The organism is Streptomyces sp. SP18BB07, from assembly GCF_036322545.1.
Lineage (GTDB): Bacteria > Actinomycetota > Actinomycetes > Streptomycetales > Streptomycetaceae > Streptomyces > Streptomyces deccanensis.
In genome coordinates, this window is the sequence record NZ_JAQYWT010000266.1 from 65006 (window position 1) to 89284 (window position 24279).

The window sequence follows — 24279 nt, forward strand, 5'->3', positions numbered from 1 at the left end:
ACACACTGGCCGTATGGGTTCGGACGACGACACGACAGCGGGGGAAGAGATGGGAGACGTGACCGGCGGGGAGAGGCCCGGCACCTGGCAGGACGAGGGGGACGCCGAGCGCACACTGCGGCTGTTCGACACCGACGGCGAGCGGGCCGCGCGGCGGGACGAGGCGGTGCGGGCGGCGGTGGAGCAGGGGCTGCTGAGCCCCGGCGAGCCGGTCGTCGCGCTGCTCGACGTGACCGGTATCCGGGCGTCGGCCGGGGCGCTGCGCAGGGCGTTCGACGCGGTGACGGCGCCGGGGACACCCGTGCTGCACGCGTTCGCGGTGAAGGCGACGCCGCTCGTGCCCGTGCTGCGGCTGCTGCGCGAGGCGGGTATCGGCGCGGAGGTGGCGAGTGCCGGGGAGCTGGCCCTGGCGCGGGCGGCCGGGGTGCCGCCGAGGCTGACGGTCCTCGACTCCCCCGCCAAGACGTCCGCCGAGCTGCGGGAGGCACTGGCGCTGGGCATCGCCGTCAACGCGGACAATCCGCAGGAGCTGGACCGCATCGACGCGCTCGTCCGGTCGGCCACCACCCGCTCTCCCCTCGGCATCCGGGTGAACCCGCAGGTCGGCGGGGGCACGATCAACGCACTGTCCACGGCGACGGCCACCTCGAAGTTCGGGGTGGCGCTCCGGGACGAGGGCGCCCGCGAGTGGGTCGTACGGGCGTATCTGGACCGGCCCTGGCTGAGCCGGCTGCACGCGCACACCGGGTCGCAGGGAATCCCGCTGTCGCTGATGACGCGGGGGATCACGGAGACGTACGAGCTGGCGGAGGAGATCAACCGGCGGATCGGGCGGCGGCAGATCGACACGATCGACATCGGCGGCGGGTTGCCGGTGAACTTCGCCTCGGAGGCGGCGACGCCGACGTACGAGCAGTACGCGCGGCTGCTGGCGGAGGCGGTGCCGGGGCTGTTCGACGGGCGGTACGGGCTGGTGACCGAGTTCGGGCGGTCGCTGCTGGCGAAGCACGGGACGGTCGTCGCGCGGGTGGAGTACACGAAGAGCGCGGGCGGGCGGGCCATCGCGGTCACCCATGCCGGGGTGCAGGTGGCGACGCGGACGGTGTACGCGCCGGGGTCGTGGCCGCTGCGGATCGCCGCGTACGACGCGAAGGGGCGGGTGAAGGGGGGACCGACGGTGACGCAGGACGTGGCGGGGCCCGCCTGTTTCGCCGGGGACCTGCTGGCGGAGGGGCGCGCGCTGCCGCTGTTCGAGCCCGGGGACTACGCGGCCGCGCTGGACACCGGCGCGTACTACTTCGCGCACCACTACGCGTACAACTCCCTGCCCCGGCCCGGGATCTACGGGTACGCGCCCGGGGAGAGGGGGATGCGGTTCGCGGTGGTGCGACGGGCGCAGACCGTGGAGGAGCTCGTGGCGGAGGCGGGGGGAGCCGAGAGGGCGGGGTTGTTGGGGCTTTGACGGTCGCCTTCCCGTTCGTCGGGGGACTGTCGCGTGGCGGCCAAAGCTTGATCGTGGCTGGTCGCGCAGTTCCCCGCGCCCCCAAGGGGCTTGGTGGCGCCCCACGGTGACTGGCCGCGCCCCTTCCTGCGCCCCTCACGCCCCCCAGAATGGTTAGCGGTCGGCGTCTCATTCGGGGCCGGCATGCGGGGCAGCCGCATAGCTCCACCTCAGGGCACTGACGCGTCGCCCCGGCCCCAACAGCGGTGAAAATCAGGCAAGTCGACCCACCTTAGTCACCTGTCCGCATGTTCCGCTGGAAAATGCCAGATCCCTCACCCCCTAGCGCACACGGTGCGTAGCGTCTGCGTCACTCAGCCGAACCGCAGGCAGGAGGGGAGCCACGGTGCCCGGAATCGACGAGTGTCTGGTGGAGGCCATGAGGCTGCCCGGTGCCCTGGGCGCCGCGGTGGTCGACTGGACCAGCGGACTGGCACTGGGCACGGTCGGGGAGGCACCCGGCGGTGACCACGAGACGACCGCGGCGGAGGCGGCGGAGCTGGCGCGGCTCGCGGCGGAGCACCGGGCGTTCGCACCGGAGGAGGGTTCCGACTGGTCCGGTGCGGAGCTGCCGGTGGAGGACCTGATCGTCAGCAACCGGGACACGTACCACGTGCTGCGGTTCGTGCGGACGACGTTCGACAGCAGTGTGTTCCTGCACCTGTGGCTGGCGCGTACGGACGGCAACCTCGCGCTGGCCCGGATCCGGCTCGGCGAGATGGCGGGGCGGCTGGTGCTGGCATGAGCGTGATCACCACACCGGTACCCACCCCGGTACCGACCCCGGCGCCCCCGCTCCCCGTACGCGGCGAGCACTTCCGGCAGGCCGTTTCCCCGATGCTGAGCCGCCTCGCCGCCGAGCGGGCCACCGGTGTCCTGCTGCGCGAGACCGGTGCGCTGTACCTCTCCGACGGCGAGGTCGTACACGCCGAGAGCCCCCGCTCCCCGGGGCTCGACGTGCTGCTCGCCACCGGCGGCATCCTGGACTCCGAAGGCTGGCGGGAGGCGGTCGACACGGCCGGGGCCGGGCTGCGGGTCGGGCGGTTCCTGGTGGACAGCGGCCGGGTCGCCCGGGGCGCGCTGGAGCTGTGTCACGCGGGGGCGCTCTTCGACGCGGCGTACTTCGTCCTCGGCCCGAGCAGCGCGCCGGCCAGCTTCCGTTACGGGGCCGCGCACTGGCTGGGACCGATCCGGCCGGTGCCGGTGGCCGCCGTGGAGCGCGAGGCGCGGCGCCGCCGGGATCTGCTGCACCGCATCTGGCCCGACCCGGCGATGGACGAGGCCCCGCTGATCAGGGCGGCGGCCGGCCTGGACACACCGTCGGTCCCGGCCCGGCAGGGAGCCGTACTCGGCCAGGTCGACGGCTTCCGCACGGCCGCCGAGATCTCCCTGACCCTGGGTCGGCCCGCCTTCCACACCCTCGTGGACGTGCGAAGACTGGCAGCGGCCGGCCTCATATCCACGGCCCGGCACAGCCCGACCCCGACACCACCGGTCCGGACACCACCGGTCCCGACAGGGCCCGTCCCGGCACCACCGATCCCGACAGGCTCGATCCCGGCACCACCGGTCCCCACAAAGCCGATCCCCACAGGGCCCCTCTCCACAGGGCCGCTTCCCACACGGCCGCTCCCGACAGGGCCGGACACCTTCCCCGCCGCCCCAAGTGGTCGCACCCCCGAAACCCACCCGGGCCTCACCCCCGCCGACCCACCAGGCCTCCCCCCGCAATCCGGCCCGGACCGCTCCCCAGAGCCCGGCCCAGACCGCTCCCCCCTGCCCGCCCCGGCCCACCGCCCGCCGGCCGACCCGCACCACCCCTCGCCGGCCGACCCGCACCACCTCACGCCGACGCAACCGGCCCACCTGACGCCGGCCCACCCGGGCCACCTCACGCCGGGCGAACCGGCCGCCCTCACGCCGACCGACCCGCACCACCCCACCGCATCCCACGCGGGGCGCGAGCCGTCGGCCGGGCTCGTGGCCGGGGTCGAGGCGGCGCCCCTCGCCCCACCTTGGCCGCTCACCACCCCGGACCCCGACGTGGCTCTACTGCAAAGGCTCAGGGATGCGCTGGAGGCCCTTTGAGCGGCAGCGGGAGCGTCCCGCCGAGAGGAGACTGCTGATGGCCGCGGAGGCCGAAGTCCTCGACGAACTGCACCGGTTGAGGGCCCGTGTACCCCAGTTGACCGGCGCGCTGGCGGCCAGTGTGGACGGGCTGGTCCTCGCCCACGACACCCCCGGCGTGGAACCCGAGGGCCTGGCGGCGCTCACCGCGGCCGCGCTCGGTGTCGCCGTACGGATGACGGACGCCGCAGGCCGGGGCGAGCTCCGTGAACTGCTGTTGCGCGGCGACCACGGCTATGTGGCGACGTACGCGGCGGGTTCCTCCGCCGTGCTGACGCTGCTGGCCCAGGACCGGGTCAACGTGGGCAGGCTCCACCTGGAGGGCCGCCGGGCGGGCGGCCGGATCGGCGAGCTGGTGGACGCCCTGCCCCGGCCCGACGACGCGGCCGCGAGCAACGCCAGGGCGGCGGCCACCCGGAACCCGGTCCGGTCGGTGGCCAGGACCGCCGACGGGGCCACGCCCGAGCCCCCGGCCCAGACACCGGCCAAGGCCACGGTCAGGTCGACCATGCCCCGCCGTACGCCCCGCGCCACCACCCCACGCCCCACCCCCCGATCCACTCCCAACGCACCCACCACCAGTGAGAGTTGAAAGGACACCGCACACCATGGCCAACACCGAGACCGCGTTGAAAGAGGCCCTCGCGTCCATCGAGGGCGCGACCGGCGCCGCCCTGGTCGACTACACCAGCGGCATGGCACTGGGCACGATCGGCGGCAGCAAGGGGTTCGACCTCAATGTCGCCGCCGCCGGGAACACCGACGTCGTCCGAGCCAAGCTGCGCACCATGGAACACCTCGGCCTCAAAGGCGAGATCGAGGACATCCTGATCACCCTGTCCGACGCGTACCACCTGATCCGCCTGCTCACCGGACGCGGCGGCAACGGCCTCTTCCTCTACCTGGTCCTCGACGCCAAGCGGGCCAACCTCGCCATGGCCAGGCACCAGTTGAGGCGGATCGAGGCGGAGCTGGAGGTCTGACCGCCCTGATACGACGGCTCCGGCGGCGCCCCCCACCCGGGGAGCGCCGCCCGCGCGTGCCTCGGCTACCGTGTCCGACCTCGAACAACAAGTCGAACGGCAAGGGGAGGGTGACCGTGGGAAGAGCGGTACGGGGGACGGCGCTGGCGCAGCTCGCATTGCTGGCCGGGGTCCTGACAGGGTGCTCGGAGTCGGCGGGGGACGGCGACGCGAAGCCCCCGGCGAACACCACCGGGGCGGCGACCGCCGACGCGGAGGACACCGCCGGGGACGCTGCTGAGGAGGCGGTCAAGAGCGGCGGCAGTGTCGGCGCGGCCGGTTCCGCCTGCGAGCTGCCGGTCGCCTTCGACACGGCCGAGAAGTGGAAGGCGGAGGCCGTCGAGAGCGGCCCGCCCGCCGAGGGCGGCTCCGCGGAGGACGAGCTCGCGGCCGAGCTGGCCGAGGGGCTGCTCCGGCAGGGACCGTTCACCGCCGCGTGCGAGATCGACGCCAAGCCGGCCGGGAACATCGGCTTCATCCGGGTCTGGACCGGCGAGAAGGGCGCCACGGAGGGGGACGCGGAGGCGCTGCTCAAGGAGTTCGTGGCGGCCGAGGGGAACACGAGCGAGGCGAAGTACAGCGAGTTCACCTCCGACTCCGACGTCTCCGGCACCGAGGTCGCGTACCTCTACACCAGCGAGGCCCTGGAGGAGACCAAGAAGGAGCGGGCCTTCGTCGCGGTCACCCCGGACGGGCCCGTCGTCGTCCACCTGGGCGGCCTCGACACCCAGGAGCACGAGCAGATGCTCCCGGCGTACGAACTGGCCAAGCGGACGCTGCGCACGGCCTGAACACGTCTCCGGCCGAGAACCGGTCGCGAAGGCATCCACGGCCCGCGACCGGGCATGAGTCCCCCGGACGGATCACCGACCGGGGGAGGTTCTCTTGTCCACCACCGAAGGCACCGCCGCGGCGCCGACGCCCGCCGAGGAGACCGGCCTCAAACGGGTGCTCGGCCCGAGGCTGCTGATTCTCTTCGTGATCGGCGACATCCTCGGCACCGGCATCTACGCGACCACGGGCAAGGTCGCCGGGAAGGTCGGCGGAGCGCTCTGGCTCCCCTTCGTGATCGGCTTCGTGGTGGCGATCCTGACGGCGGCGTCGTACGTCGAACTGGTCGGCAAGTACCCGAAGGCGGCCGGGGCGGCCCTCTACACACAGAAGGCGTTCAAGCTGCCCTTCCTCACGTTCATCGTCGCCTTCATGGTGATGTGTTCGGGCCTGTCGTCCGCGAGCGCCGCCGCGCGCGCCTTCAGCGGTGACTACCTGGACGAGCTGACGAACGGTGCGCTGCCGCCCACCCTGGTCGCCATCACCTTCATCGTCCTGCTGGCCGCCCTCAACCTGCGGGGCGTCTCCGAGTCGGTGAAGACGAACGTGGTGCTGACCCTGGTCGAGCTGACCGGCCTGCTGATCATCCTCACGATCGGCGCGTGGGCGGTGCTGAGCGGTGACGGCGAGCCGTCCCGCCTGACCGAGTTCGAGGCGAGCGGAGCGGGATACGCCCTGCTCACCAGCGTCCTCGGCGCCACCGCACTCGGTTTCTTCGCCTTCGTCGGCTTCGAGGACTCGGTGAACATGGCGGAGGAGACGAAGAACCCGACCCGGACCTTCCCCCGTGCGATCTTCATCGGCGTGGCCGTGACGGGCACGATCTACGTGCTGGTGGCGCTGGTCTCGTCACTTCTCGTCGACGCCGAGACCCTGGAGGGCTCCAGCGGTCCGCTCCTCGAAGTGGTGAAGGCCGGCGGAGTGGACTTCCCGCACAAGCTCTTCGCCCTGATCGCCCTCTTCGCGGTCACCAACTCGGCCCTGATCAACATCATGATGGCCTCCCGCCTCTGCTACGGCATGGCCAACGAGCGCATCCTCCCGCGCGGCATGGCCCGCGTCCTGCCGCGCCGCCGTACGCCGGTCGTGGGCATCGTCTTCGTCACCCTCCTCGCGATCGGGCTGGTCTCCACCGGGGAGATCGAGGGCCTCGGCGACACCACCGCGTTCCTGCTGCTCTGTGTCTTCGCCGTCGTCAACATCGCGGTCCTGGTTCTGCGCCGGGACCGCGTCGACCACGCCCACTTCCGGACGCCGACCGCCCTGCCGGTGCTCGGCGCCCTCACGGCCCTGATCCTGGCGAGCCCACTGGCCGACCGCCCGTCCGACGTCTACATCCGCGCGGGTGTCCTCCTGGTCATCGGCATCGCACTGTGGGCGGTGAACAAGCTGGTCCTCCGCACGCGGGGCGAATGACCCCACGGCCGTCCAAGGGCCGTCAGGGCTGCCGGAGTTCTGGGCTTCCGGGCTGCCGGGCTGCCGGCGGACCTACGCCCGTCGCTTGCCGCCCCCGGGTGCCGCGTCGCCCGCTCCGATGCCGGTGAGCCGGTAGTCGGGCACCCGGCTGCCCGTGGGGCAGCCCGCCCGTGCGGACAGCCGGTCCACCGGGACCCAGAAGAGCTGCCCGGCGGCCAGTTCGCGGCGGCCGAGCCAGGCCGCCTTGAGGCGGAGGCCGGTGCCGAGGCCGGCGAGGAGCATCCCGCCCGCCGCGGGGAGCGCGAAGGACGAGCCCAGGGCGGCCGCGAAGCCGAGCAGCAGCCACCAGCGGTGGCCCCGGCGCCAGGCGCGCAGGGTCACGGCACGGTCCTGGAGCACATCGTGCTTACCGGCGCGCACGGCGGCACGCACCGGCGTGAGATACCGGCCGCGCCCCGCCCACGCCACCCCGGCCGCCGCGACAATGAACAGCACGGCCCCCGCCAGCACCCCGATCCGCCGCCCGGTCAGCCCCGACGGCACGACCCCGACCCCGGCCGCGACCACTCCCAGCCACCACAACGGCGCCGCCCCGGCCCGCACCACGACGGCCACCCGAGCAAGCCCCTGCCCTCCGCGTGTCACGTTCCCCGCCTCCCGTAATCACCGATCGTCAATCACCGGTCGTCCATCACCGGTTCGCCCGACAGTCGCGGGCACCGTAACCAGCGAACGTGAAGCGCGCCTGAGAATCGCGGATCTCCCCGTCCGGCACGGCCGCCCGGCCCTCTCCGGGACGGCTACTCGACGAACAACCCCCTGGTCGCGGCCTTCGCGTCGAACTCCTCCAGCCGCGCCTGGGCCTCCGGCAGGTCGTCGCACATGGCCTCCAGGAGCACCCGGCCCAGCAGCATGGGGGCGCAGGCCGTGTCGAAGGCGAGCCCGGTCCCGACGGCGGCGGGCAGGAGCAGGTCGGAGACCTTGGCGACGGGCGCGAACGCGGAGTCGGCGACCGTGACGACGAAGAGCCCCGCCTCCTTGGCGTACGTCAGGGTCTCGACGACCTCGCGGGGGTGGCGCGGCAGCGCGAAGCAGAGCAGCGCGGTGGCGCCCCCGCGCACAGCGGCGTCGATGCGGTCGTGGAGCATGCTGCCGCCCTCGTGCAGCAGCCGTACGTCGGGGTGGACCTTGGCGGCGAAGTAGGCGAACCCGTACGCCTGGGAGGCCGCGGCCCGCAGTCCGAGCACCGGCAGCGGGCGGGACGCGGCCAGCAGCCGTCCGGCCCGCGCCACCGGGGCCGGGTCGGCGAGCACCTCGGCCAGATGCCGCAGGTTCTCGATCTCGGCCTCGACGGCCTGCTGGTACTCGTTGTACGCGGTGGTGTCCGGGGCCGGCTCGGCGGGCCCGACGTCCCGCAGGTGCCGGCGCAGCGCCGGGTAGCCGTCGAAGCCCAGCGCCACCGCGAACCGGGTCACGGACGGCTGGCTCACGCCGGCCAGCTCCGCCAGCTCCACACTCGACAGGAACGGCACGTCGGCCGCCCGCCGCACCATGCTGTGGGCGATGCGCCGCTGGGTGGGCGTCAGCCGGTGCCCCTCGAAGAGCGCCTGCAGCCGCGCGGCGGGACTGTCCGTCACGCCCGTGCCCTTGTCCGCGCTCATGACGCGCTCCCCCTCAGTGGATCCGCCTGGACGTCCGTCCAGATCTCGGTGAACCGGTCGAGCAGTACGGCCGCCGCGCTCACGTCCGCCGTCAGCGGCCGGTCGGCGGGGTCCGGGTCGAGCACGGCCTCCGCCAGCTCCAGCGCCCGCGCGACGGGCAGTCCGGGATCCGGCCGCAGGTCCCGCTGGCGCAACGCCCGTACCGCGGCGACGAGTTCGCAGCCGACGACGAGCCGGTACGCGCCGCACGCCCGCAGGGTCTGCCGGGCGGCGAGCGAGGCGAAGCTGGCCTGTTCCTCGACGCCCCGGGAGAGTACAGCGTGGCCGAGCGACGCGGGCGCGGAGAAGGCCCGCAGGTCACCGAGGGCGGCCCCGGCGGCGTACTCCAGGATCATCACGCCCGAGGAGGCGGGCTCCTGATCGGCGAGGAAGGGCCGCAGCCGGGTGTACGCGGGCTCGTTCAGCGAGGAGAGCCGAGAGGTCGACAGCCGCGCCACCTGGGTCACGGCCAGCCGGAAGTGGTCCAGGGAGAGGGCGAGTTGGGCCTGGTAGAAGCCGCCGTGGTGGTACGCGGCCATGTCCTCCGGGATGATCAGCGGGTTCTCGGCGGCCGCGTTGAACTCCACCTCCAGGACGCCCTCAAGCGCGTCGGCCGCGTCCAGCGCGGGCCCGTGGATCTGCGGCAGGCACCGGAAGCCGTACGGGTCTTGGATCCGCCCCAGCGGAGGTGTGGGCCGGTCGGCCGCGCCGATCAGCTCCCGCATGCGCCGGGCCACCTCGCGCGCCCCCCGGTGGGCGCGCGCGACGTGCACGGGCGCCGCGTACGCCTCGTGCGAGCCGTCCACGGCGAGCAGCGAGAGCGCGGCGACGACCTGGGTGGCCGCGATCAGCCCCCGCAGCTCGTGCAGCGCGAGCGCGGCCTGTCCGAGCGTGAGCGCGTTGCTGCTGATCAGTGCGAGCGCGTCGTTGTTGTCGAGCGACTGCGCCTCGGGCACGCCGAAACCGGAGTCACCCCCGGCCCCATCTCCGGACCCGGGCCGCGCCTCCGGCCCCCGCCACGGATGCTCCCCCGCCAGCGCCAGCCCCACCTGGGCCAGGGCCGCGATGTCGCCCGTGCCCACCGAACCGAACTCGTTGACCACGGGGTACGCCCCGCTCTCCAGCGCCGCGCAGAGCGCGGTCACCACGCCCGGCCGCAGCCCCGCCCCGCCCGCGAGCAGCTGATTGGCGCGCACGGCGAGCATGGCCCGTACCTGCCGGGCGGGCAGCTCCTCCCCGATCGCCCCGGCATGACTGCGCAGCAGTCGCAGACCGTGCTCGGCGGCGGCCTCGGTGGGCACGTCCTCGGTGCGGTTGGCGCCGACCCCGGTCGAGCGGCCGTACACCCGTCCGGTCGCCGCGATCAGCCGCGCGGCCTCCCACGACTCCTCGACCCGCCGCATCGCCGCGCCGTCGGGCACCGGCCGTACGACCCCGTCGGCGAGCCGCACGACATCGGCGACCCCCAGCACACCCCCGTCGAGAACGACGAGCCCGGCAGGCACGACCGGCGCGCTCGCCACGGCGGCGGTGACGGGGGCGTCCGTCGCGCCCATGATCCGAGAGGACATCACCCGCAGCCTCCTCAGCCCCGGCGGACACCACATATTCAGTCACCGAGAACTCTGCATGAGGCTATGCAGGCCGGGCAAGGGATGCCGGACGGGAAACAGGGAAAGCCGGTGCGCCGACTGGGGGGCTAACCCCAGTGCCAGGCGGCTTCCGGATCCCTACCGTGAGGAGCATGACCGGTATGGATGCCCGTGACGCGCAGCTCGGCGACACCGAGCTGAAGAAGGAACTCGCCGCCACCCTGCACGCCCGCAAAGACCTGGGCGACGACTACGAGTCCGCGCTCGTCGACTCGTTCCTGGAGAAGGTCGACCAGCGCATCGACAGCGTGGTCGACCGCCGGGTCCGGCGTCAGGTGGCCGAGCAGCAGATGGTGGTGGCCCGTGGCAGCCGCTCCCCCGACAGGTCCACCGACAGCTGGGGCGAACGCTACGGCTTCGGCGTGGTCTCCCTCGTCGCAGCCATCCCGCTGTCCGGCATCGGCGGCGGGGTGGCCGAACTGCGCGGCCTGTTCGTCACCTGGGCGGGCATCGTCGCCGTGAACGTGGCCTGGGCCCTGCGCAACTCGCCGATTCTGGGCCGACGCCAGGAGAAGAACGGGGACGCGGACTGGGAGAAGTGACCTCCCCGGCGTTCCCGGCGTTCCCGACGGAGGCCCCCACCGCGCATGTCGAAGAGATGCGCGCAGAGATACGCGCAGAGATACGCGAAAAGATATGCGCGGGGACCGCCGCACCCCCGTGTGACGGGGGGCGGGACGACGGCGGTCCCCGCGAGGGACGCGGGCCGGGTCGGAACCGGGCTGGCGCGTCCGTGGCGTCCATGGAGGTCCGGGAGCCGCTCCGGAGGTCCTTGACGCCGTTCGGTTGTCGGCTGGGGCGGGGAGCCGCTCCCGCCCTGCCGACACCCACTAATGTGCCGGACCCGTGTTAAGCGGGTGCTGCGCGGACGTGACGCGCTCGTACCACTTCTGCGAAGTCAAACCCCCGCCCCGGGCAAATCTTCGACGGAGAAGGGCGCTTCCCGGGATTTTTCCCCCGATTCAGGCGCCCCTCCCCGTCGCGCGGCAGATCCCACCGCCGCTATGCCGCCCCTACTGCTTGACCCCGCCCTTGGCGAGGAACGCGAGCAGGTCCTGCCGGCTGACCACACCGGTCGGCTTGCCCTCGACCAGCACGATGGCCGCGTCCGCCGAGCCGAGCACGGTCATCAGGTCACCGACCGGCTCACCGGAGCCGACCTGCGGCAGCGGCGCGGACATGTGCTTCTCCAGCGGGTCGTCGAGCGAGGCGCGCTGGGTGAACAGGGCGTCCAGCAGCTCGCGTTCGACGACGGAGCCGACCACCTCGGCGGCCATGACGTCCGGGTGACCGGCGCCCGGCTTCACGATCGGCATCTGCGAGACGCCGTACTCGCGCAGCACCTCGATGGCCTGACCGACCGTCTCGTCCGGGTGCATGTGGACGAGGGACGGAATGGCGCCGTGCTCCTTGTGGCTGAGGACGTCGCCGACGCGCGCGCTCGGGCCCTCGTCCTCCAGGAAGCCGTAGTCGGCCATCCACTCGTCGTTGAAGATCTTGCTGAGGTAGCCGCGCCCGCTGTCGGGCAGCAGGACGACCACGATGTCGTCCGGGCCGAGCCGCTTCGCGACCTCCAGGGCGGCGACGACGGCCATGCCGCAGGAGCCGCCCACCAGCAGGCCCTCCTCCTTGGCCAGCCGCCGGGTCATCTGGAAGGAGTCCTTGTCGGACACGGCCACGATCTCGTCGGCGACGGTCCGGTCGTACGCGGTCGGCCAGAAGTCCTCGCCGACGCCCTCGACGAGGTACGGGCGCCCGGAGCCGCCGGAGTAGACCGACCCCTCGGGGTCGGCACCGATCACCTTGACGCGACCGTCACTGGCGTCCTTCAGGTACCGGCCGGTGCCGGAGATGGTGCCGCCGGTCCCCACACCCGTCACGAAGTGGGTGATCCGCCCCTCCGTCTGCTCCCACAGCTCAGGGCCGGTCGAGTGGTAGTGGGAGAGCGGGTTGTTGGGGTTGGAGTACTGGTCCGGCTTCCAGGCGCCGGGCGTCTCACGGACCAGCCGGTCGGACACGTTGTAGTACGAGTCGGGGTGCTCGGGGTCGACCGCCGTGGGGCAGACGACGACCTCGGCCCCGTACGCCCTGAGCACGTTGATCTTGTCGGTGCTCACCTTGTCGGGGCACACGAAGATGCACTTGTACCCCTTCTGCTGGGCCACGATGGCGAGGCCCACACCTGTGTTTCCGCTGGTCGGCTCGACGATCGTGCCGCCGGGCTTGAGCTCCCCGCTCTTCTCCGCCGCCTCGATCATGCGCAGCGCGATGCGGTCCTTCACGGAACCGCCGGGATTGAAGTACTCGACCTTGGCCAGGACGGTCGCCTGGATGCCCTCGGTCACGCTGTTGAGCCTCAGCAGCGGGGTGTTGCCGACGAGGCTGATCATCGAGTCGTGAATTTGCACCGTTGTCTCCGGAGCCGCAAAAGGGATGGTCGTAATGTCCCGCCAGCCTAAGCCCCGTCCTCACTGTTCTTCTCCCTGTTCACCTTCCGCCGGGATTGGCCGAGGGCTGCTACGGGGCAAGGAGTGGGTGTACGGGTACGAGGAGGTGGCGGCGACGCATGACGAGCATGTCCAGAGCAAGGGTGGCCCGCCGCATCGCGGCGGGCGCGGCGTACGGCGGTGGCGGCATCGGTCTGCTGGGTGCGGCGGCCGTGGGCGTGGTGTTGGCCGAGGTGCGGATGGCCAAGCGGGTCGTGGGCAACGGGCACAGCCCGCACCCGCCGAGCGCGGAGGGCGTGTACGGCCACACGCACGGCAGCCTGTACGGCCGCGCGTACGGCTACGGCTCGTACGGCAGTTCGTACGACGCCCCTGACGATCCCCCGCTCCGCCTCGTCATGCTCGGTGACTCCACCGCCGCCGGCCAGGGCGTCCACCGGTCCCGGCAGACCCCGGGCGCGCTGATCGCCTCGGGGCTCGCGGCGGTCGCCGAGCGCCCGGTGCTGCTGCGCAACGTCGCGCTGCCGGGGGCCCAGTCGGACGACCTCGACCGGCAGGTGGCCCTGGTCCTGGAGGACCCGGCCCAGGTCCCCGACGTCTGCGTGATCATGATCGGCGCGAACGACGTGACCCACCGGATGCCGCCGACCCGCTCCGTCCGCCATCTCTCCGCGGCCGTACGGCGGCTGCGGACCGCCGGGGCCGAGGTGGTGGTGGGCACCTGTCCCGACCTCGGCACGATCGAGCTCGTGCAGCAGCCGTTGCGCTGGCTCGCCCGCCGGGCCTCGCGGCAGCTGGCGGCCGCCCAGACGATCGGCACCGTCGAGCAGGGCGGCCGCACCGTGTCGCTGGGCGACCTTCTCGGCCCCGAGTTCGAACAGAATCCCCGGGAGCTGTTCGGCCCCGACAACTACCACCCCTCCGCCGAGGGCTACGCGACCGCGGCGATGGCCCTCCTGCCGACGGTCTGCGCGGCGCTGGGCCTGTGGCCGGCGGACGAGGAGCGGCCGGACGTCAGCCGCCGCGAGGGCTTCCTGCCGGTGGCTCGCGCCGCCGCCGAGGCAGCGTCGGAGGCGGGCACCGAGGTGACGGCCGCGATGCCGACGGGGCCGCGTGGGCCGTGGGCCCTGCTGAAGCGGCGGCGTCGGCGGAGGGTGCCGGCGACGGACCCTGCGCCCACCGCTACCGCGGAGGCGCAGCCGGGCGCCTAATAGCTCGGGGCGCACTGCAATCGGGCGACTGCGGGTGTGTGGGGGCTTCTCGCGCAGTTCCCCGCGCCCCTGAAAAGCCGGGCTGCGCCCGTGCTTTTCAGGCCCGCAGGGCCTGGTCTTTTAGGGGCGCGGGGAACTGCGCGAGAAGCCCCCACACACCCGCACCCGCCCACGAACCCGCTGCCCCGAGTCACTAGGCGCTCAACCAAAAAAGCAAGCGCTTAGAAAAGTGCGGTCGGAGTCACACCCTCATGCCCGTGACCCGGACCATACGTACGGGTAACTTCCCCCACAGCCCAGCTTTCCGTACGCATGCCAATGGAGCCGTGATGCCCGAAGCCGTGATCGTCTCAGCCGCCCGCTCCCCCATCGGCCGCGCTTTCAAGGGCTCGCTGAAGGACCTGCGCCCCGACGACCTGACCACCACCATCGTCGCGGCCGCCCTCGCGAAGGTCCCGGAGCTGGACCCGAGGGACATCGACGACCTGATGCTGGGCTGCGGCCTCCCCGGCGGCGAGCAGGGCCACAACCTGGGCCGGATCGTGGCCGTACAGCTGGGCATGGACCACCTGCCGGGCTGCACGATCACCCGTTACTGTTCCTCCTCGCTCCAGACCTCCCGCATGGCCCTGCACGCCATCAAGGCCGGCGAGGGCGACGTCTTCATCTCGGCCGGTGTCGAGGTCGTCAGCAGCAGCGCGCGCGGCACCAGCGACATCCACACCGCCCGCAACCCGCTCTTCGCCGAGGCCGAGGCCCGCACGGAGGCGGTCTCCAAGTCGGTCGGCGCCTCCTGGCACGACCCGCGTGAGGACGGCCTGCTCCCCGACCCGTACATCGCGATGGGGCAGACCGCCGAGAACCTGGCCCGCCAGTGGGGTGTGACCCGGCAGGAGATGGACGAGTTCGGCGTCCGCTCGCAGAACCTCGCCGAGGAGGCCATCGGCAAGGGCTTCTGGGAGCGCGAGATCACCCCCGTGACGCTGCCCGACGGCACGGTCGTCAGCAAGGACGACGGTCCGCGCGCCGGCGTCACCCTGGAGGCCGTGCAGGGCCTGAAGCCGGTCTTCCGCGAGGACGGCCTGGTCACCGCCGGCAACTGCTGCCCGCTGAACGACGGCGCCGCCGCCCTGGTGATCATGTCCGACACCAAGGCGCGGGACCTCGGCCTCACCCCGCTCGCCCGGATCGTCTCCACCGGCGTCTCCGGCCTCTCCCCCGAGATCATGGGCTACGGCCCGGTGGAGGCGTCGAAGCAGGCCCTGTCCCGCGCGGGTCTCACCGTCGACGACATCGACCTGTTCGAGATCAACGAGGCCTTCGCCGCCCAGGTGATCCCCTCCTACCGCGACCTGGACATCCCGCTGGACAAGCTGAACGTGAACGGCGGCGCCATCGCCGTCGGCCACCCCTTCGGCATGACCGGCGCCCGGATCACCGGCACGCTCATCAACTCCCTCCAGTTCCACGACAAGCAGTTCGGTCTGGAGACGATGTGCGTCGGCGGCGGCCAGGGCATGGCGATGGTCATCGAGCGCCTCAGCTGACCGTGCGGTCCCGCGCGGAGCCGTGACCGCACGGAAGCGCACCGTGATGCTGTGGCCCGGAGTCCCAGAATCCGTGGGGCTCCGGGCCGTTTTGTGATCCAATCTCCCCCAGGATGTGACCTATCTCCCCCCGGAGAGCGATTTACGCAGCTCAGAGCCGTTTCACCACCAAACATCGGGGCAAGATTCCTGCCCGTTTCGTGACGTTACGCACTGACAGCTGGTTAGTCCGCCCTTCAAGCTGATGTAGGAAGTCGGGGGTCGACTTTGAACCGGGAGTACGTCAGTGAGCGCCATGCCGATCGCCTTGCTGCTCACCACGGCCGCCACCGCCGCCGTGGGCGTCGCCGTCCTGCGCACCCTCGTGGGTCTGCGCCGACAGGTCGCTGCCTTGCGCACCGAGCTGGCCGAGAGCCGGACCGTCGGGGCACGTGCCCTGGTGCCGGCCGCCCGTCCGGCCGCCGACGCCGAGGAGATACGCGCCGCCGTCGCCGAGGCCCTCGCCGAGGAGCGGGAGCGTGAGCTCGCCGAGGCCCGGGCCTTCTGGGCCGCCCAGGAGTCCCGTGACGTCACCGACACGCCGCCGCTGCTGGGTCTGCCCGAGAGCGACCTGTTCCTGCCCCGGCAGTCCGATTTCGCGGGCCTGGAACACCTGGAGCCGGTGATCGAGGCCGGTCTGGAGAGCGACGAGTTCGCCGGGGACTCCGCCGAGCTGGCCGCGGCCCGCCGCCGCCACCCCTCGCACCCCGATTTCGTACCGGTGCAGTCACCTGTGGCCAACGACCACGAGCGCACGGTCGCCTGTCTGGAGGACCTCGCCGCGTCCCGCACCGAGCTGGCCGACGTCCGCCCGGGCCCCCTGGGCACCCTCGACGTCTACGTCTTCGCCGACGGCACCACCCTGTGCATGACCCCCGGCCACCGCGAGACCGCCGAGCGCCTCGCCACGGCCCTCCAGACCGGCGACACCCCGGTCCTCCTGGGCGGCTCGGGCATCTCCGGCGCGTACACCCTCACGTTCGAGTGCGGCGACGACATGGTCTACATACTGGCGGACCGGGTCATCGCGTCCCTGTAGAGGCCGACACTTCCAGCCGCGCCCTGAAGGGGCGCGGGGAACTGCGCGCGAAGCCCCACCGGGCCCGCACCCGCCGACGAACGCGCGCCCCCTCCCCCGGGTGCGCCGACGCTCCCCGTGGGGGCCCGCCTCACACCCCGGCCCGCCGCTGAGCCTCCTCCACCAGTGCCACGGCCTCCGCGAGCGCCCCCTCGTCCGCCAGCACCAGCGCGAGATCGTTGCCGGCGACCATGACCTGATCGGCCGCCGCGAACATGCCCGCGTCCGGCATCTCGTGGAACGGCCCCTCGGGCGTCTCCAGCCGCTGGGCACGCAGTGCCAACTCCCTGGCCAGCCCCAGCGCCTCCGCGGCGGCACTCCGCTGCAGCCGGCTCTGCGGGGCCGCCCGCAGCCGGTCGGCGAAATGATCCACGGCACGGGTCAACGGCGTCGTATCAAGCACGCCGCGAGCGTACGCGCCTGAACCGGACTGTTGCCAACAGGCCGCCACTCAGGCAACGTGACCTGAAGGACCGGCTTACATTCCCTTTCGTCCGGAGGCGCCGATGTCCCAAGTCTTCTCCGAGGAGACCCATCGCAACCTGCTCGCCCGCATCCCCCATTGCACCGGTCGCGAAGTCTCCGACTGGCTCCGCAAAGTCGACGAAGGCCCCGCTCTCTTCAATTTCGAGGAGAAGGTCAGTTGGCTCCGGCACGAGTACGACCTCGCGTACGGACACGCCAAAGCGATCATTCACGAGTACGACCTGAGGAGGGCCGCGCGGAAGCTCCGGTGAAGCCGCCGAGAACCCATGAAGGGCCCCCGAACCGCGAGGTTCGGGGGCCCTTCATCAGTGTTCCCGCTAGATCGGCGCGATCTGTCCGATCGGCTCGACCTGTCGGATCTAGTCGTCGCCGCTGAAGATGGCGACCAGGCGGAGCATCTCGATGTAGATCCACACGAGGGTCATGGTCAGGCCGAACGCGGCCAGCCAGGCCTCCTCACGCGGGGCACCGTAGGCGATGCCGTCCTGGATCTGCTTGAAGTCCAGGGTCAGGAAGAACGCGCCGAGCAGGATCGCGAGGATGCCGACGATCGCGCCGAGCGGGCCCATGCTGCGCAGTCCGCCGTCGGGGGCGAGCCCGAAGACGACGAGCAGCAGGTTGACCGCCATGACGAGGATGAAGGCGATCGCGATGGTCATGCCGATGCGGGCGTACCGCGCGGTGACCCGGATCCAGCCCGCCTTGTAGACCAGGAGGGTGGCGCCGGAGACGGCCATGGTGCCGAGCACCGCCTGGAAGGGCGCGCCGCTCCACTCCGAGTTGAACATCTCGCTGAGCACACCGAGGAAGACACCCTCGAACGCGGCGTACGCCAGGATCAGCGCGGGCGAGGCCTTGCGCTTGAAGGACTGCACCATCGCCAGGACGAAGGCGATGAGCGCGGCGCCGATGGCCAGGCCGTAGCTCGTGGGCGACACCGGCAGGAGGGCCCAGGCGAGGACCGCGCCGACGACGACCGTGCCGAGCGTCATGGCCGAGCGCATGACGACGTCGTCCATGGTCATGGCGCCCGTGCGGGCCGGGGCCTGCGGCGGGGTGCCGGGCTGTACGCCCTGCTGGGCGTACGGGTTCGTCGCGTACGGGTTGCCGCCCTGCTGGGCGTAGGGGTTGCCCTGGGTGCCGACAGCTGCTCCCCCGGCCTGCGGCGCGGTGTTGAAGCCCGCGTAGCCGTTGTCGCGGCTGAACCCCCGTCGCGAGAAGACCGGGTTGCTGCTCCTCATTTCACTCCTCCATGGCCACCCTGCGTGGCCTTGGCTCAAGAGTAATAGGTGGGCAAAAGAATGACCCTAGTGCTTGGGGAGGATCTTTCCCCTGCCCTGACATCGAACACGCTACGCGTCCCCCTGATTCCCCGCCCCACCCCCCTCAACCCCAACCCACCCCCACCACGTCACCCGACCTGCCCCCAGGGCTTGCGGTCACTGATAGTGAAGGCCCCGGTCGCTGAGCCTCGGGCGGCGCCGTGTCCCCGGGGATCTTCACCGGGGGCAAACGGATGGGGTGGGCGAGACGCGCCTCAGGTCGGGAGGGGATGTGGGGGTATGGGGAGAAATGTGCTGGGTTGGTCGGAGGTGCCCGGAACCGGACTTGAACCGGTACGCCCGCGAGGGGCAGCGAGGTTTAAGCTCGCCGTGTCTGCATTCCACCATCCGGGCAGGCCATGGGCTCCGCGCTGCGGTCCCGAGCCTATCGGGACGCTTCCCCCGAACAGTCGAAGAGCGGACCGATGTTGTCTTATTTTATTGACGTCTGAGGGTGCATCAGCCCACGGAACACGCCATCCGCACTTGCCAATAGCCTTACGGACGGCACGACCGGCCGTGCGCGGAATGACGGAATTTCACCGCCCGAACGAGCGGCCCCACCCGACACACACGCGGTGACGCGCTGACTCGTGTCGGTTCATGCCCCCCACACCCCGGTCGGAGCCGACCGTCATCCCCAGGTATGACGAGCCCCCCGCCGGTCCGTCAGAAGTCTGCCCCGGAACCGGAACAGCGGCTGACTACACGGCGCCCCTCCGCCGAGACGATGGAGTCGTCCAAGAATCGACACGCGCCGTCGTCCCGACAGGAGTTACCACCCGTGACCACCACTCCCCTCGCCGACCGGTCCACCGCCGTGGCCGCCCGCGCCACGGAACTGTCGATGGTCTACGGACAGGGCGAGACCCGTGTCGTCGCGCTGGACCAGGTGACCGTCGACTTCCGGCAGGCCCAGTTCACGGCGATCATGGGCCCCTCGGGGTCCGGCAAGTCCACGCTGATGCACTGTGTGGCCGGCCTGGACACCTTCTCGGCCGGCTCGGTCCGCATCGGCGAGACCGAACTGGGCTCGCTGAAGGACAAGCAGCTCACCAAGCTCCGCCGGGACAAGATCGGCTTCATCTTCCAGGCGTTCAACCTGCTGCCGACGCTGACCGCGCTGGAGAACATCACCCTCCCGATGGACATCGCGGGCCGCAAGCCGGACAAGCAGTGGCTGGACACCGTGATCAGGATGGTGGGCCTCGCCGACCGGCTGAGCCACCGGCCCGCCCAGCTCTCCGGCGGCCAGCAGCAGCGCGTCGCCGTGGCGCGGGCGCTCGCCTCCCGGCCGGACATCATCTTCGGGGACGAGCCCACCGGAAACCTCGACTCGCGTTCGGGCGCCGAGGTGCTGGGCTTCCTGCGCAACTCCGTACGGGAGTTGGGGCAGACCGTCGTGATGGTGACGCACGACCCCGTGGCCGCGGCATACGCGGACCGCGTCATCTTCCTCGCCGACGGGCGCATCGTGGACGAGATGCACGAGCCGACGGCGGACCTGGTGCTGGACCGGATGAAGAGGTTCGACACCAAGGGACGTACGAGCTGAGGGAGTTCGCCCCCTCCACCTGAGGGACTTCCCCCTGCCGCCTCCGCCCCCACCCGCCCCCCGACCCCGAAACAGGGACCCCTTCATGTTCCGTACCGCCCTGCGCAACGTGCTCTCGCACAAGGCCAGGCTGCTCATGACCGTGCTCGCGGTGATGCTCGGCGTCGCCTTCGTGTCCGGCACGCTGGTCTTCACGAACACCATCTCGGACGCGCTCCAGAAGAGCTCGGCCAAGGGCTTCGACCACGTGGACGTCGCGATCCGGTCGGAATACCAGCCGGACGAGGGCGACACCGTCGCCGAACAGCCGAAGCTCACCCCGGAGTTGCTGAAGAAGGTCGAGCGGGCGCCCGGCGTCGAGTCGGCGTTCGGTGTGGTGAGCGGGTTCACCGCCCTCGCCGGCAAGGACGGCAAGCTGATCGGCGGCGGCTTCCAGTCGCAGGGCGGGAACTTCTGGGGGACGGACGACCCCCGGTATCCCCTCCAGGACGGCGGGCGCGCGCCCCGGGGCGCGGACGAGATCGCGATCGACTCGGAGACCGCGAAGCGGGCCGGGTACAAGGTGGGCGACACCGTGCGGCTGTCCGTCGACGGCCCGGTCCTCACCCCCACCATCAGCGGCATCTTCACGACGGACGACGGCAATGTCGCCGCCGGCGGCAGCCTCACCCTGTTCGACACGGCGACCGCGCAGAAGCTCTTCCACATGGAGGGCGAGTTCGACACGATCAACGTGACGGCGGCGCCGGGCACCAGCCAGGCCCAGTTGCAGCAGGCCGTCGACAAGGTCCTGCCGAAGGACGCCGCCCACACCACCACCGGTCAGCAGCTCGCGGACGACCAGGCCACGCAGATCGCCGCCGAGATGAGCGGCCTGAAGAACGGGCTGCTGGTCTTCGCCGGAATCGCCCTGTTCGTGGGCACGTTCATCATCGCCAACACCTTCACGATGCTGGTCGCCCAGCGCACCAAGGAACTGGCGCTGCTGCGCGCGGTCGGTGCCTCCCGCCGCCAGGTGACGCGGACCGTGCTGATCGAGGCGTTCGTGGTGGGCGCGGTCGCCGCCGTCACCGGTCTCGCCGCCGGTGTCGGCATCGGCGCCGGGATGCGGGCCCTGATCGGCTCCCTCGGTGAGACCGTCCCCGCCGGCCCGCTGGTGGTCTCGCCCGGCACGGTCGCCACCGCCCTGCTCGTCGGCGTGCTGATCACGATGCTGGCCGCCTGGCTGCCGGGCCGCCGGGCGGCGAAGATCCCGCCGGTCGCCGCGATGAGCAGCGTGCACGCGAAGGCGACGACCAAGTCGCTCGTCGTACGGAACACGATCGGCGCGCTGTTCGCCGGCACGGGCGTGGCGACCGTGCTGTACGCCACCACCATGGAGGGCTCGGACGGGCAGGCCCCGATGGGCTTCGGCGCGGTGCTGCTGATCATCGGTGTCTTCGTCCTCACCCCGCTGCTGTCCCGCCCGCTGATCGCGGCCGCCGCCCCCCTCATGAGGGTCTTCGGGATCTCCGGCAAGCTCGCCCGGCAGAACTCCGTGCGCAATCCGCGCCGCACCGCCGCGACCGCCTCGGCGCTGATGATCGGTCTCACGCTGATCACCGGCATGACGGTGATGGCGGGCAGCCTGCAGAAGTCCATCGGCAAGATGGCCGCCGACGCGATCAAGGCGGACTACGTCGTCTCGATGGCCAACGGCAACTTCCTCTCCCCGGACGTGGCGAAGAAGCTCGCCGCAGCCGAGGGCGTCACCGCCGTCTCGCCGCTGCGCAACGCGGAGTCCCGGATCGGCGGCGAGACCGAGTACCTCACGGGCGTCAACGGCGCGGCCATCGCGAAGCTCACCGACTTCCCCCTCGACAGCGGAAGGTTCAAGGTCGGCGGCGGCGAGGTCGTGGTGGACGCGGAGACCGCCGAGCGGCGCGGCTGGAAGGCCGGTTCGGAGTTCACCGCCGGGTTCGAGGGGGGCCAGAAGCAGAAGCTGACGGTCGCCGGGGTCTACGAGAACAACGAGCTGATCCGGGGCATCCTCCTCGACAACAGGACGCTCGACGCGCGGCTGCCCGCCGAGGTCGACCCGGCCGACATGATGGTCATGGTGAAGACCTCGGCCGGTGCCTCCGACGCCGCCAAGGACCGCCTGGAGAAGGCCCTCGGCGAGAACCCGGCGATCAAGGTCCAGAGCGGACAGGACCTCTCCGACGACATCGCGAAGATGTTCACCCTGATGCTGAACATGCTGTACGGCCTGCTGGCCATGGCCGTGATCGTCGCCGTCCTCGGGGTGATCAACACCCTGGCGATGTCGGTGTTCGAGCGCTCGCAGGAGATCGGCATGCTCCGTGCGATCGGTCTCGACCGGCGGGGCATCAAGCGGATGGTCCGTCTGGAGTCCCTGGTCATCTCCCTCTTCGGCGGAGTCCTCGGCATCGGCCTGGGCGTCTTCTTCGGCTGGGCGGCCGGCGAACTCGTCGCCAGCAGGATGCCGACGTACGAACTGGTCCTCCCCTGGGCCCGGATGGCCGTCTTCCTCCTCCTCGCCGCCACGGTCGGCATCCTGGCCGCGCTGTGGCCGGCCCGGCGCGCGGCGAAGCTGAACATGCTCGCGGCGATCAAGTCCGAGTAGCCGCGGCGGACATACGGACGGGGGCGCGTACATGGCCGTACGCGCCCCCGTCGGGCGTTCAGGCGCCCCAGGTCCGGGCCCTGAGCGGAAGGCCCGACGCGCCCCCTTCCGGCGGCCGTACGGCCAGTACCTGGTTGACGCCGAGGCGGTTGCGTTCGAAGCCGAGGGCGGAGGCGGCCATGTAGAGGCGCCAGACGCGGGCGCGGCCGGGGCCGACCAGGGCGACGGCGTGCGCCCAGCGCGCTTCGAGGTTGGTGACCCAGGCACGCAGGGTGAGGGCGTAGTGCTCGCGCAGGGACTCCACGTCGCGGACCTCGAACCCGGCGCGTTCGAGCTGGGTGACGGTGGTGCCGATCGGGGCGAGTTCGCCGTCCGGAAAGACGTACGCGTCGATGAAGCCGTCGACGGAGTACGTGCTCTCGTCGCGCTGCGGGCGCCGGGAGATCTGGTGGTTGAGCAGCCGTCCGCCGGGGGCGAGCAGCCGGTACAGGTCCTCGGCGTAGTCCAGATAGCGGTCCGCGCCCACGTGTTCGGCCATGCCGACGGAGGAGATCGCGTCGTAGGGCCCGTCGGTGACGTCGCGGTAGTCCTGGACGCGGATCTCGACGCGGTCGGTGAGGCCCTCGTCGGCGACGCGCTTACGGGCGTAGGCGGCCTGCTCCTGGGAGAGGGTGACGCCGACGACGTGGACGTCGTACTCGCGGGCGGCGTGCACGGCCATGGAGCCCCAGCCGCAGCCGACGTCGAGGAGCCGCTGCCCCGGGCTCAGGCCGAGTTTGCGGCAGATGAGGTCGAGCTTGTCGTGCTGGGCGGCTTCGAGGGTGGTGGTGCCGTCGGAGGCGGCCCAGTAGGCGCAGGAGTACACCATCGACGGGCCGAGGACGGCCTCGTAGAAGTCGTTGCCGACGTCGTAGTGGTGGCTGACGGCTCGTCTGTCGGTGCGTCTGGTGTGCCGGTGGCGGGTGCGGACCTCCTCGCGGGGCGGTTCGGGCGGCAGCAGGACGGCGGGGCCGGCGAGCTTCAGCAGGTCCTTGACGGCCGCCCGTGCGCGCGGGTCGCGCAGGGTGTCGGCGAGGCTCCGGGCGTCCTCGTCCCGCTCCCACACGTGTCCGGCCACGAGGTCCAGTACGGCGTAGAGGTCGCCGTCCACACCTAGGTCGCCGGCCACCCAGGCGCGGGCCAGGCCCAGCTCGCCCGGCTTCCACAGCACTCGGCGCAGGGCCCTGCGGTTGCGTACCACGAGGACGGGGGCGTCCGGCGGTCCGGCCGTCGATCCGTCCCAGGCCCGCAGGCGGACCGGGAGCGGGGTCCCCGACAACTGCTCGAACAGGGTCGTCAGCCGCGACGCGGCGTCCTGCATGGCGCACACCTCCGTGATGGATGATCCCGGAATGTCCGAGACCACGTAAACACCGATGAGACGTCGGTGCAGTCCCCCTGAGGCGTTACAACTCGGCAAAACACCTGTACGGGGCACGGGTCGGGGAGGGAGGTGTGGGTGGTGGGCGAGGCGGGTGGGTGGGGAGGCTGACGTTGTCGTCAGTCCTTGATCTCGCAGATGGGGGCGCCGGAGGTGAGGGAGGTGCCGATCTCGGCGGTGAGGCCCTTGATGGTGCCGGAGCGGTGGGCGTTGAGGGGCTGTTCCATCTTCATGGCTTCCAGGACGACGACGAGGTCGCCTTCCTTGACTTCCTGGCCCTCTTCGACGGCGACCTTGAC

21 protein-coding genes, 1 tRNA gene and 1 pseudogene are annotated in these 24279 nt (G+C 71.6%); 14 read left to right on the plus strand and 9 right to left on the minus strand.

Annotated features, from left to right (window positions below):
- The first annotated feature begins 13 nt into the window (after positions 1-13).
- The 7 genes and pseudogenes from PUR53_RS11630 (at position 14) to PUR53_RS11660 (ending at position 6897) form a co-directional block, all read left to right on the plus strand.
- Positions 14-1462, plus strand: a complete 1449-nt coding sequence (locus tag PUR53_RS11630) for a diaminopimelate decarboxylase (RefSeq protein WP_443078190.1) — start codon at positions 14-16, stop codon at positions 1460-1462.
- A gap of 385 nt (positions 1463-1847) precedes the next feature.
- Positions 1848-2246 carry a hypothetical protein gene (locus tag PUR53_RS11635; protein ID WP_239755004.1) on the plus strand — a complete coding sequence of 133 codons (399 nt, stop codon included), beginning with the start codon at positions 1848-1850 and terminating at the stop codon, positions 2244-2246.
- 92 nt (positions 2247-2338) lie between these two features.
- Positions 2339-2986: pseudogene (locus PUR53_RS11640) on the plus strand (hypothetical protein); the annotation flags it as partial.
- Between the two features lie 640 nt (positions 2987-3626).
- Positions 3627-4220, plus strand: coding sequence for a roadblock/LC7 domain-containing protein (locus PUR53_RS11645; RefSeq protein WP_329898785.1), 594 nt, complete (start codon positions 3627-3629; stop codon positions 4218-4220).
- A 16-nt stretch (positions 4221-4236) separates the two neighbouring features.
- Positions 4237-4611 (plus strand): hypothetical protein, encoded by a 375-nt coding sequence (locus PUR53_RS11650; RefSeq protein WP_239755006.1) that lies wholly within the window; start codon positions 4237-4239, stop codon positions 4609-4611.
- 110 nt (positions 4612-4721) lie between these two features.
- Positions 4722-5441 carry a lipoprotein gene (locus PUR53_RS11655; RefSeq protein ID WP_443080293.1) on the plus strand — a complete coding sequence of 240 codons (720 nt, stop codon included), beginning with the start codon at positions 4722-4724 and terminating at the stop codon, positions 5439-5441.
- 94 nt (positions 5442-5535) lie between these two features.
- On the plus strand, positions 5536-6897 hold the full coding sequence (locus tag PUR53_RS11660; RefSeq protein WP_329898783.1) for an APC family permease: 1362 nt from the start codon (positions 5536-5538) through the stop codon (positions 6895-6897).
- Between the two features lie 72 nt (positions 6898-6969).
- Here PUR53_RS11660 and PUR53_RS11665 read toward each other — a convergent pair whose 3' ends face one another.
- The 3 genes from PUR53_RS11665 to PUR53_RS11675 all read right to left on the minus strand — a co-directional run bounded on the left by PUR53_RS11665 (position 6970) and on the right by PUR53_RS11675 (position 10168).
- Entirely contained in the window at positions 6970-7542 is a 573-nt protein-coding gene (locus tag PUR53_RS11665) for a hypothetical protein (protein ID WP_329908241.1), read from the minus strand.
- 155 nt (positions 7543-7697) lie between these two features.
- Entirely contained in the window at positions 7698-8558 is an 861-nt protein-coding gene (locus tag PUR53_RS11670; protein ID WP_329898781.1) for a MurR/RpiR family transcriptional regulator, read from the minus strand.
- On the minus strand, positions 8555-10168 hold the full coding sequence (locus PUR53_RS11675; protein WP_329908243.1) for an aromatic amino acid ammonia-lyase: 1614 nt from the start codon (positions 10166-10168) through the stop codon (positions 8555-8557). The genes PUR53_RS11670 and PUR53_RS11675 overlap by 4 nt, the downstream gene beginning before the upstream one ends.
- A 182-nt stretch (positions 10169-10350) precedes the next feature.
- On the opposite strand from PUR53_RS11675, the gene PUR53_RS11680 reads away from it, so the two are divergent.
- Positions 10351-10791: a hypothetical protein gene (locus PUR53_RS11680; protein WP_443078192.1), complete on the plus strand. Its 441-nt coding sequence runs from the start codon at positions 10351-10353 to the stop codon at positions 10789-10791.
- 471 nt (positions 10792-11262) lie between these two features.
- Here PUR53_RS11680 and PUR53_RS11685 read toward each other — a convergent pair whose 3' ends face one another.
- The gene (locus tag PUR53_RS11685; RefSeq protein ID WP_239755014.1) at positions 11263-12657 is read right to left on the minus strand and encodes a cystathionine beta-synthase; all 1395 of its coding nucleotides are present in this window, start codon (positions 12655-12657) and stop codon (positions 11263-11265) included.
- A gap of 158 nt (positions 12658-12815) precedes the next feature.
- Here PUR53_RS11685 and PUR53_RS11690 point away from each other — a divergent pair, with 158 nt between their 5' ends.
- The 3 genes from PUR53_RS11690 (at position 12816) to PUR53_RS11700 (ending at position 16532) form a co-directional block, all read left to right on the plus strand.
- Entirely contained in the window at positions 12816-13907 is a 1092-nt protein-coding gene (locus PUR53_RS11690; protein WP_329908244.1) for an SGNH/GDSL hydrolase family protein, read from the plus strand.
- A gap of 329 nt (positions 13908-14236) precedes the next feature.
- Entirely contained in the window at positions 14237-15454 is a 1218-nt protein-coding gene (locus PUR53_RS11695; protein WP_329898777.1) for an acetyl-CoA C-acetyltransferase, read from the plus strand.
- Between the two features lie 295 nt (positions 15455-15749).
- Positions 15750-16532: a hypothetical protein gene (locus PUR53_RS11700; RefSeq protein WP_329898806.1), complete on the plus strand. Its 783-nt coding sequence runs from the start codon at positions 15750-15752 to the stop codon at positions 16530-16532.
- 130 nt (positions 16533-16662) lie between these two features.
- On the opposite strand, the gene PUR53_RS11705 is transcribed toward PUR53_RS11700, so the two are convergent.
- A complete protein-coding gene (locus PUR53_RS11705) occupies positions 16663-16974 on the minus strand; it encodes a hypothetical protein (protein ID WP_329898776.1) in 312 nt (103 codons plus the stop codon).
- Between the two features lie 103 nt (positions 16975-17077).
- Here PUR53_RS11705 and PUR53_RS11710 point away from each other — a divergent pair, with 103 nt between their 5' ends.
- On the plus strand, positions 17078-17308 hold the full coding sequence (locus PUR53_RS11710; protein ID WP_152169414.1) for a DUF4287 domain-containing protein: 231 nt from the start codon (positions 17078-17080) through the stop codon (positions 17306-17308).
- Between the two features lie 108 nt (positions 17309-17416).
- On the opposite strand, the gene PUR53_RS11715 is transcribed toward PUR53_RS11710, so the two are convergent.
- Both PUR53_RS11715 and PUR53_RS11720 read right to left on the minus strand, forming a co-directional pair.
- The gene (locus PUR53_RS11715; protein ID WP_329898775.1) at positions 17417-18298 is read right to left on the minus strand and encodes a Bax inhibitor-1/YccA family protein; all 882 of its coding nucleotides are present in this window, start codon (positions 18296-18298) and stop codon (positions 17417-17419) included.
- 352 nt (positions 18299-18650) lie between these two features.
- Positions 18651-18733, minus strand: a tRNA-Leu gene (locus tag PUR53_RS11720).
- A gap of 430 nt (positions 18734-19163) precedes the next feature.
- Here PUR53_RS11720 and PUR53_RS11725 point away from each other — a divergent pair.
- Together PUR53_RS11725 and PUR53_RS11730 are read left to right on the plus strand one after the other, a co-directional pair.
- A complete protein-coding gene (locus PUR53_RS11725; RefSeq protein ID WP_329908246.1) occupies positions 19164-19934 on the plus strand; it encodes an ABC transporter ATP-binding protein in 771 nt (256 codons plus the stop codon).
- An 85-nt stretch (positions 19935-20019) separates the two neighbouring features.
- Positions 20020-22560 (plus strand): ABC transporter permease, encoded by a 2541-nt coding sequence (locus tag PUR53_RS11730; protein ID WP_329908248.1) that lies wholly within the window; start codon positions 20020-20022, stop codon positions 22558-22560.
- A 58-nt stretch (positions 22561-22618) separates the two neighbouring features.
- Here the strand turns inward: PUR53_RS11730 and PUR53_RS11735 are convergent, their stop codons facing one another.
- Together PUR53_RS11735 and PUR53_RS11740 are read right to left on the minus strand one after the other, a co-directional pair.
- A complete protein-coding gene (locus tag PUR53_RS11735; protein WP_329908249.1) occupies positions 22619-23920 on the minus strand; it encodes a class I SAM-dependent methyltransferase in 1302 nt (433 codons plus the stop codon).
- Positions 23921-24099: 179 nt separating this feature from the next.
- Positions 24100-24279 (minus strand): acetyl-CoA carboxylase biotin carboxyl carrier protein subunit (locus tag PUR53_RS11740; protein ID WP_329908250.1); only part of this gene is annotated, 180 nt, incomplete at its 5' end.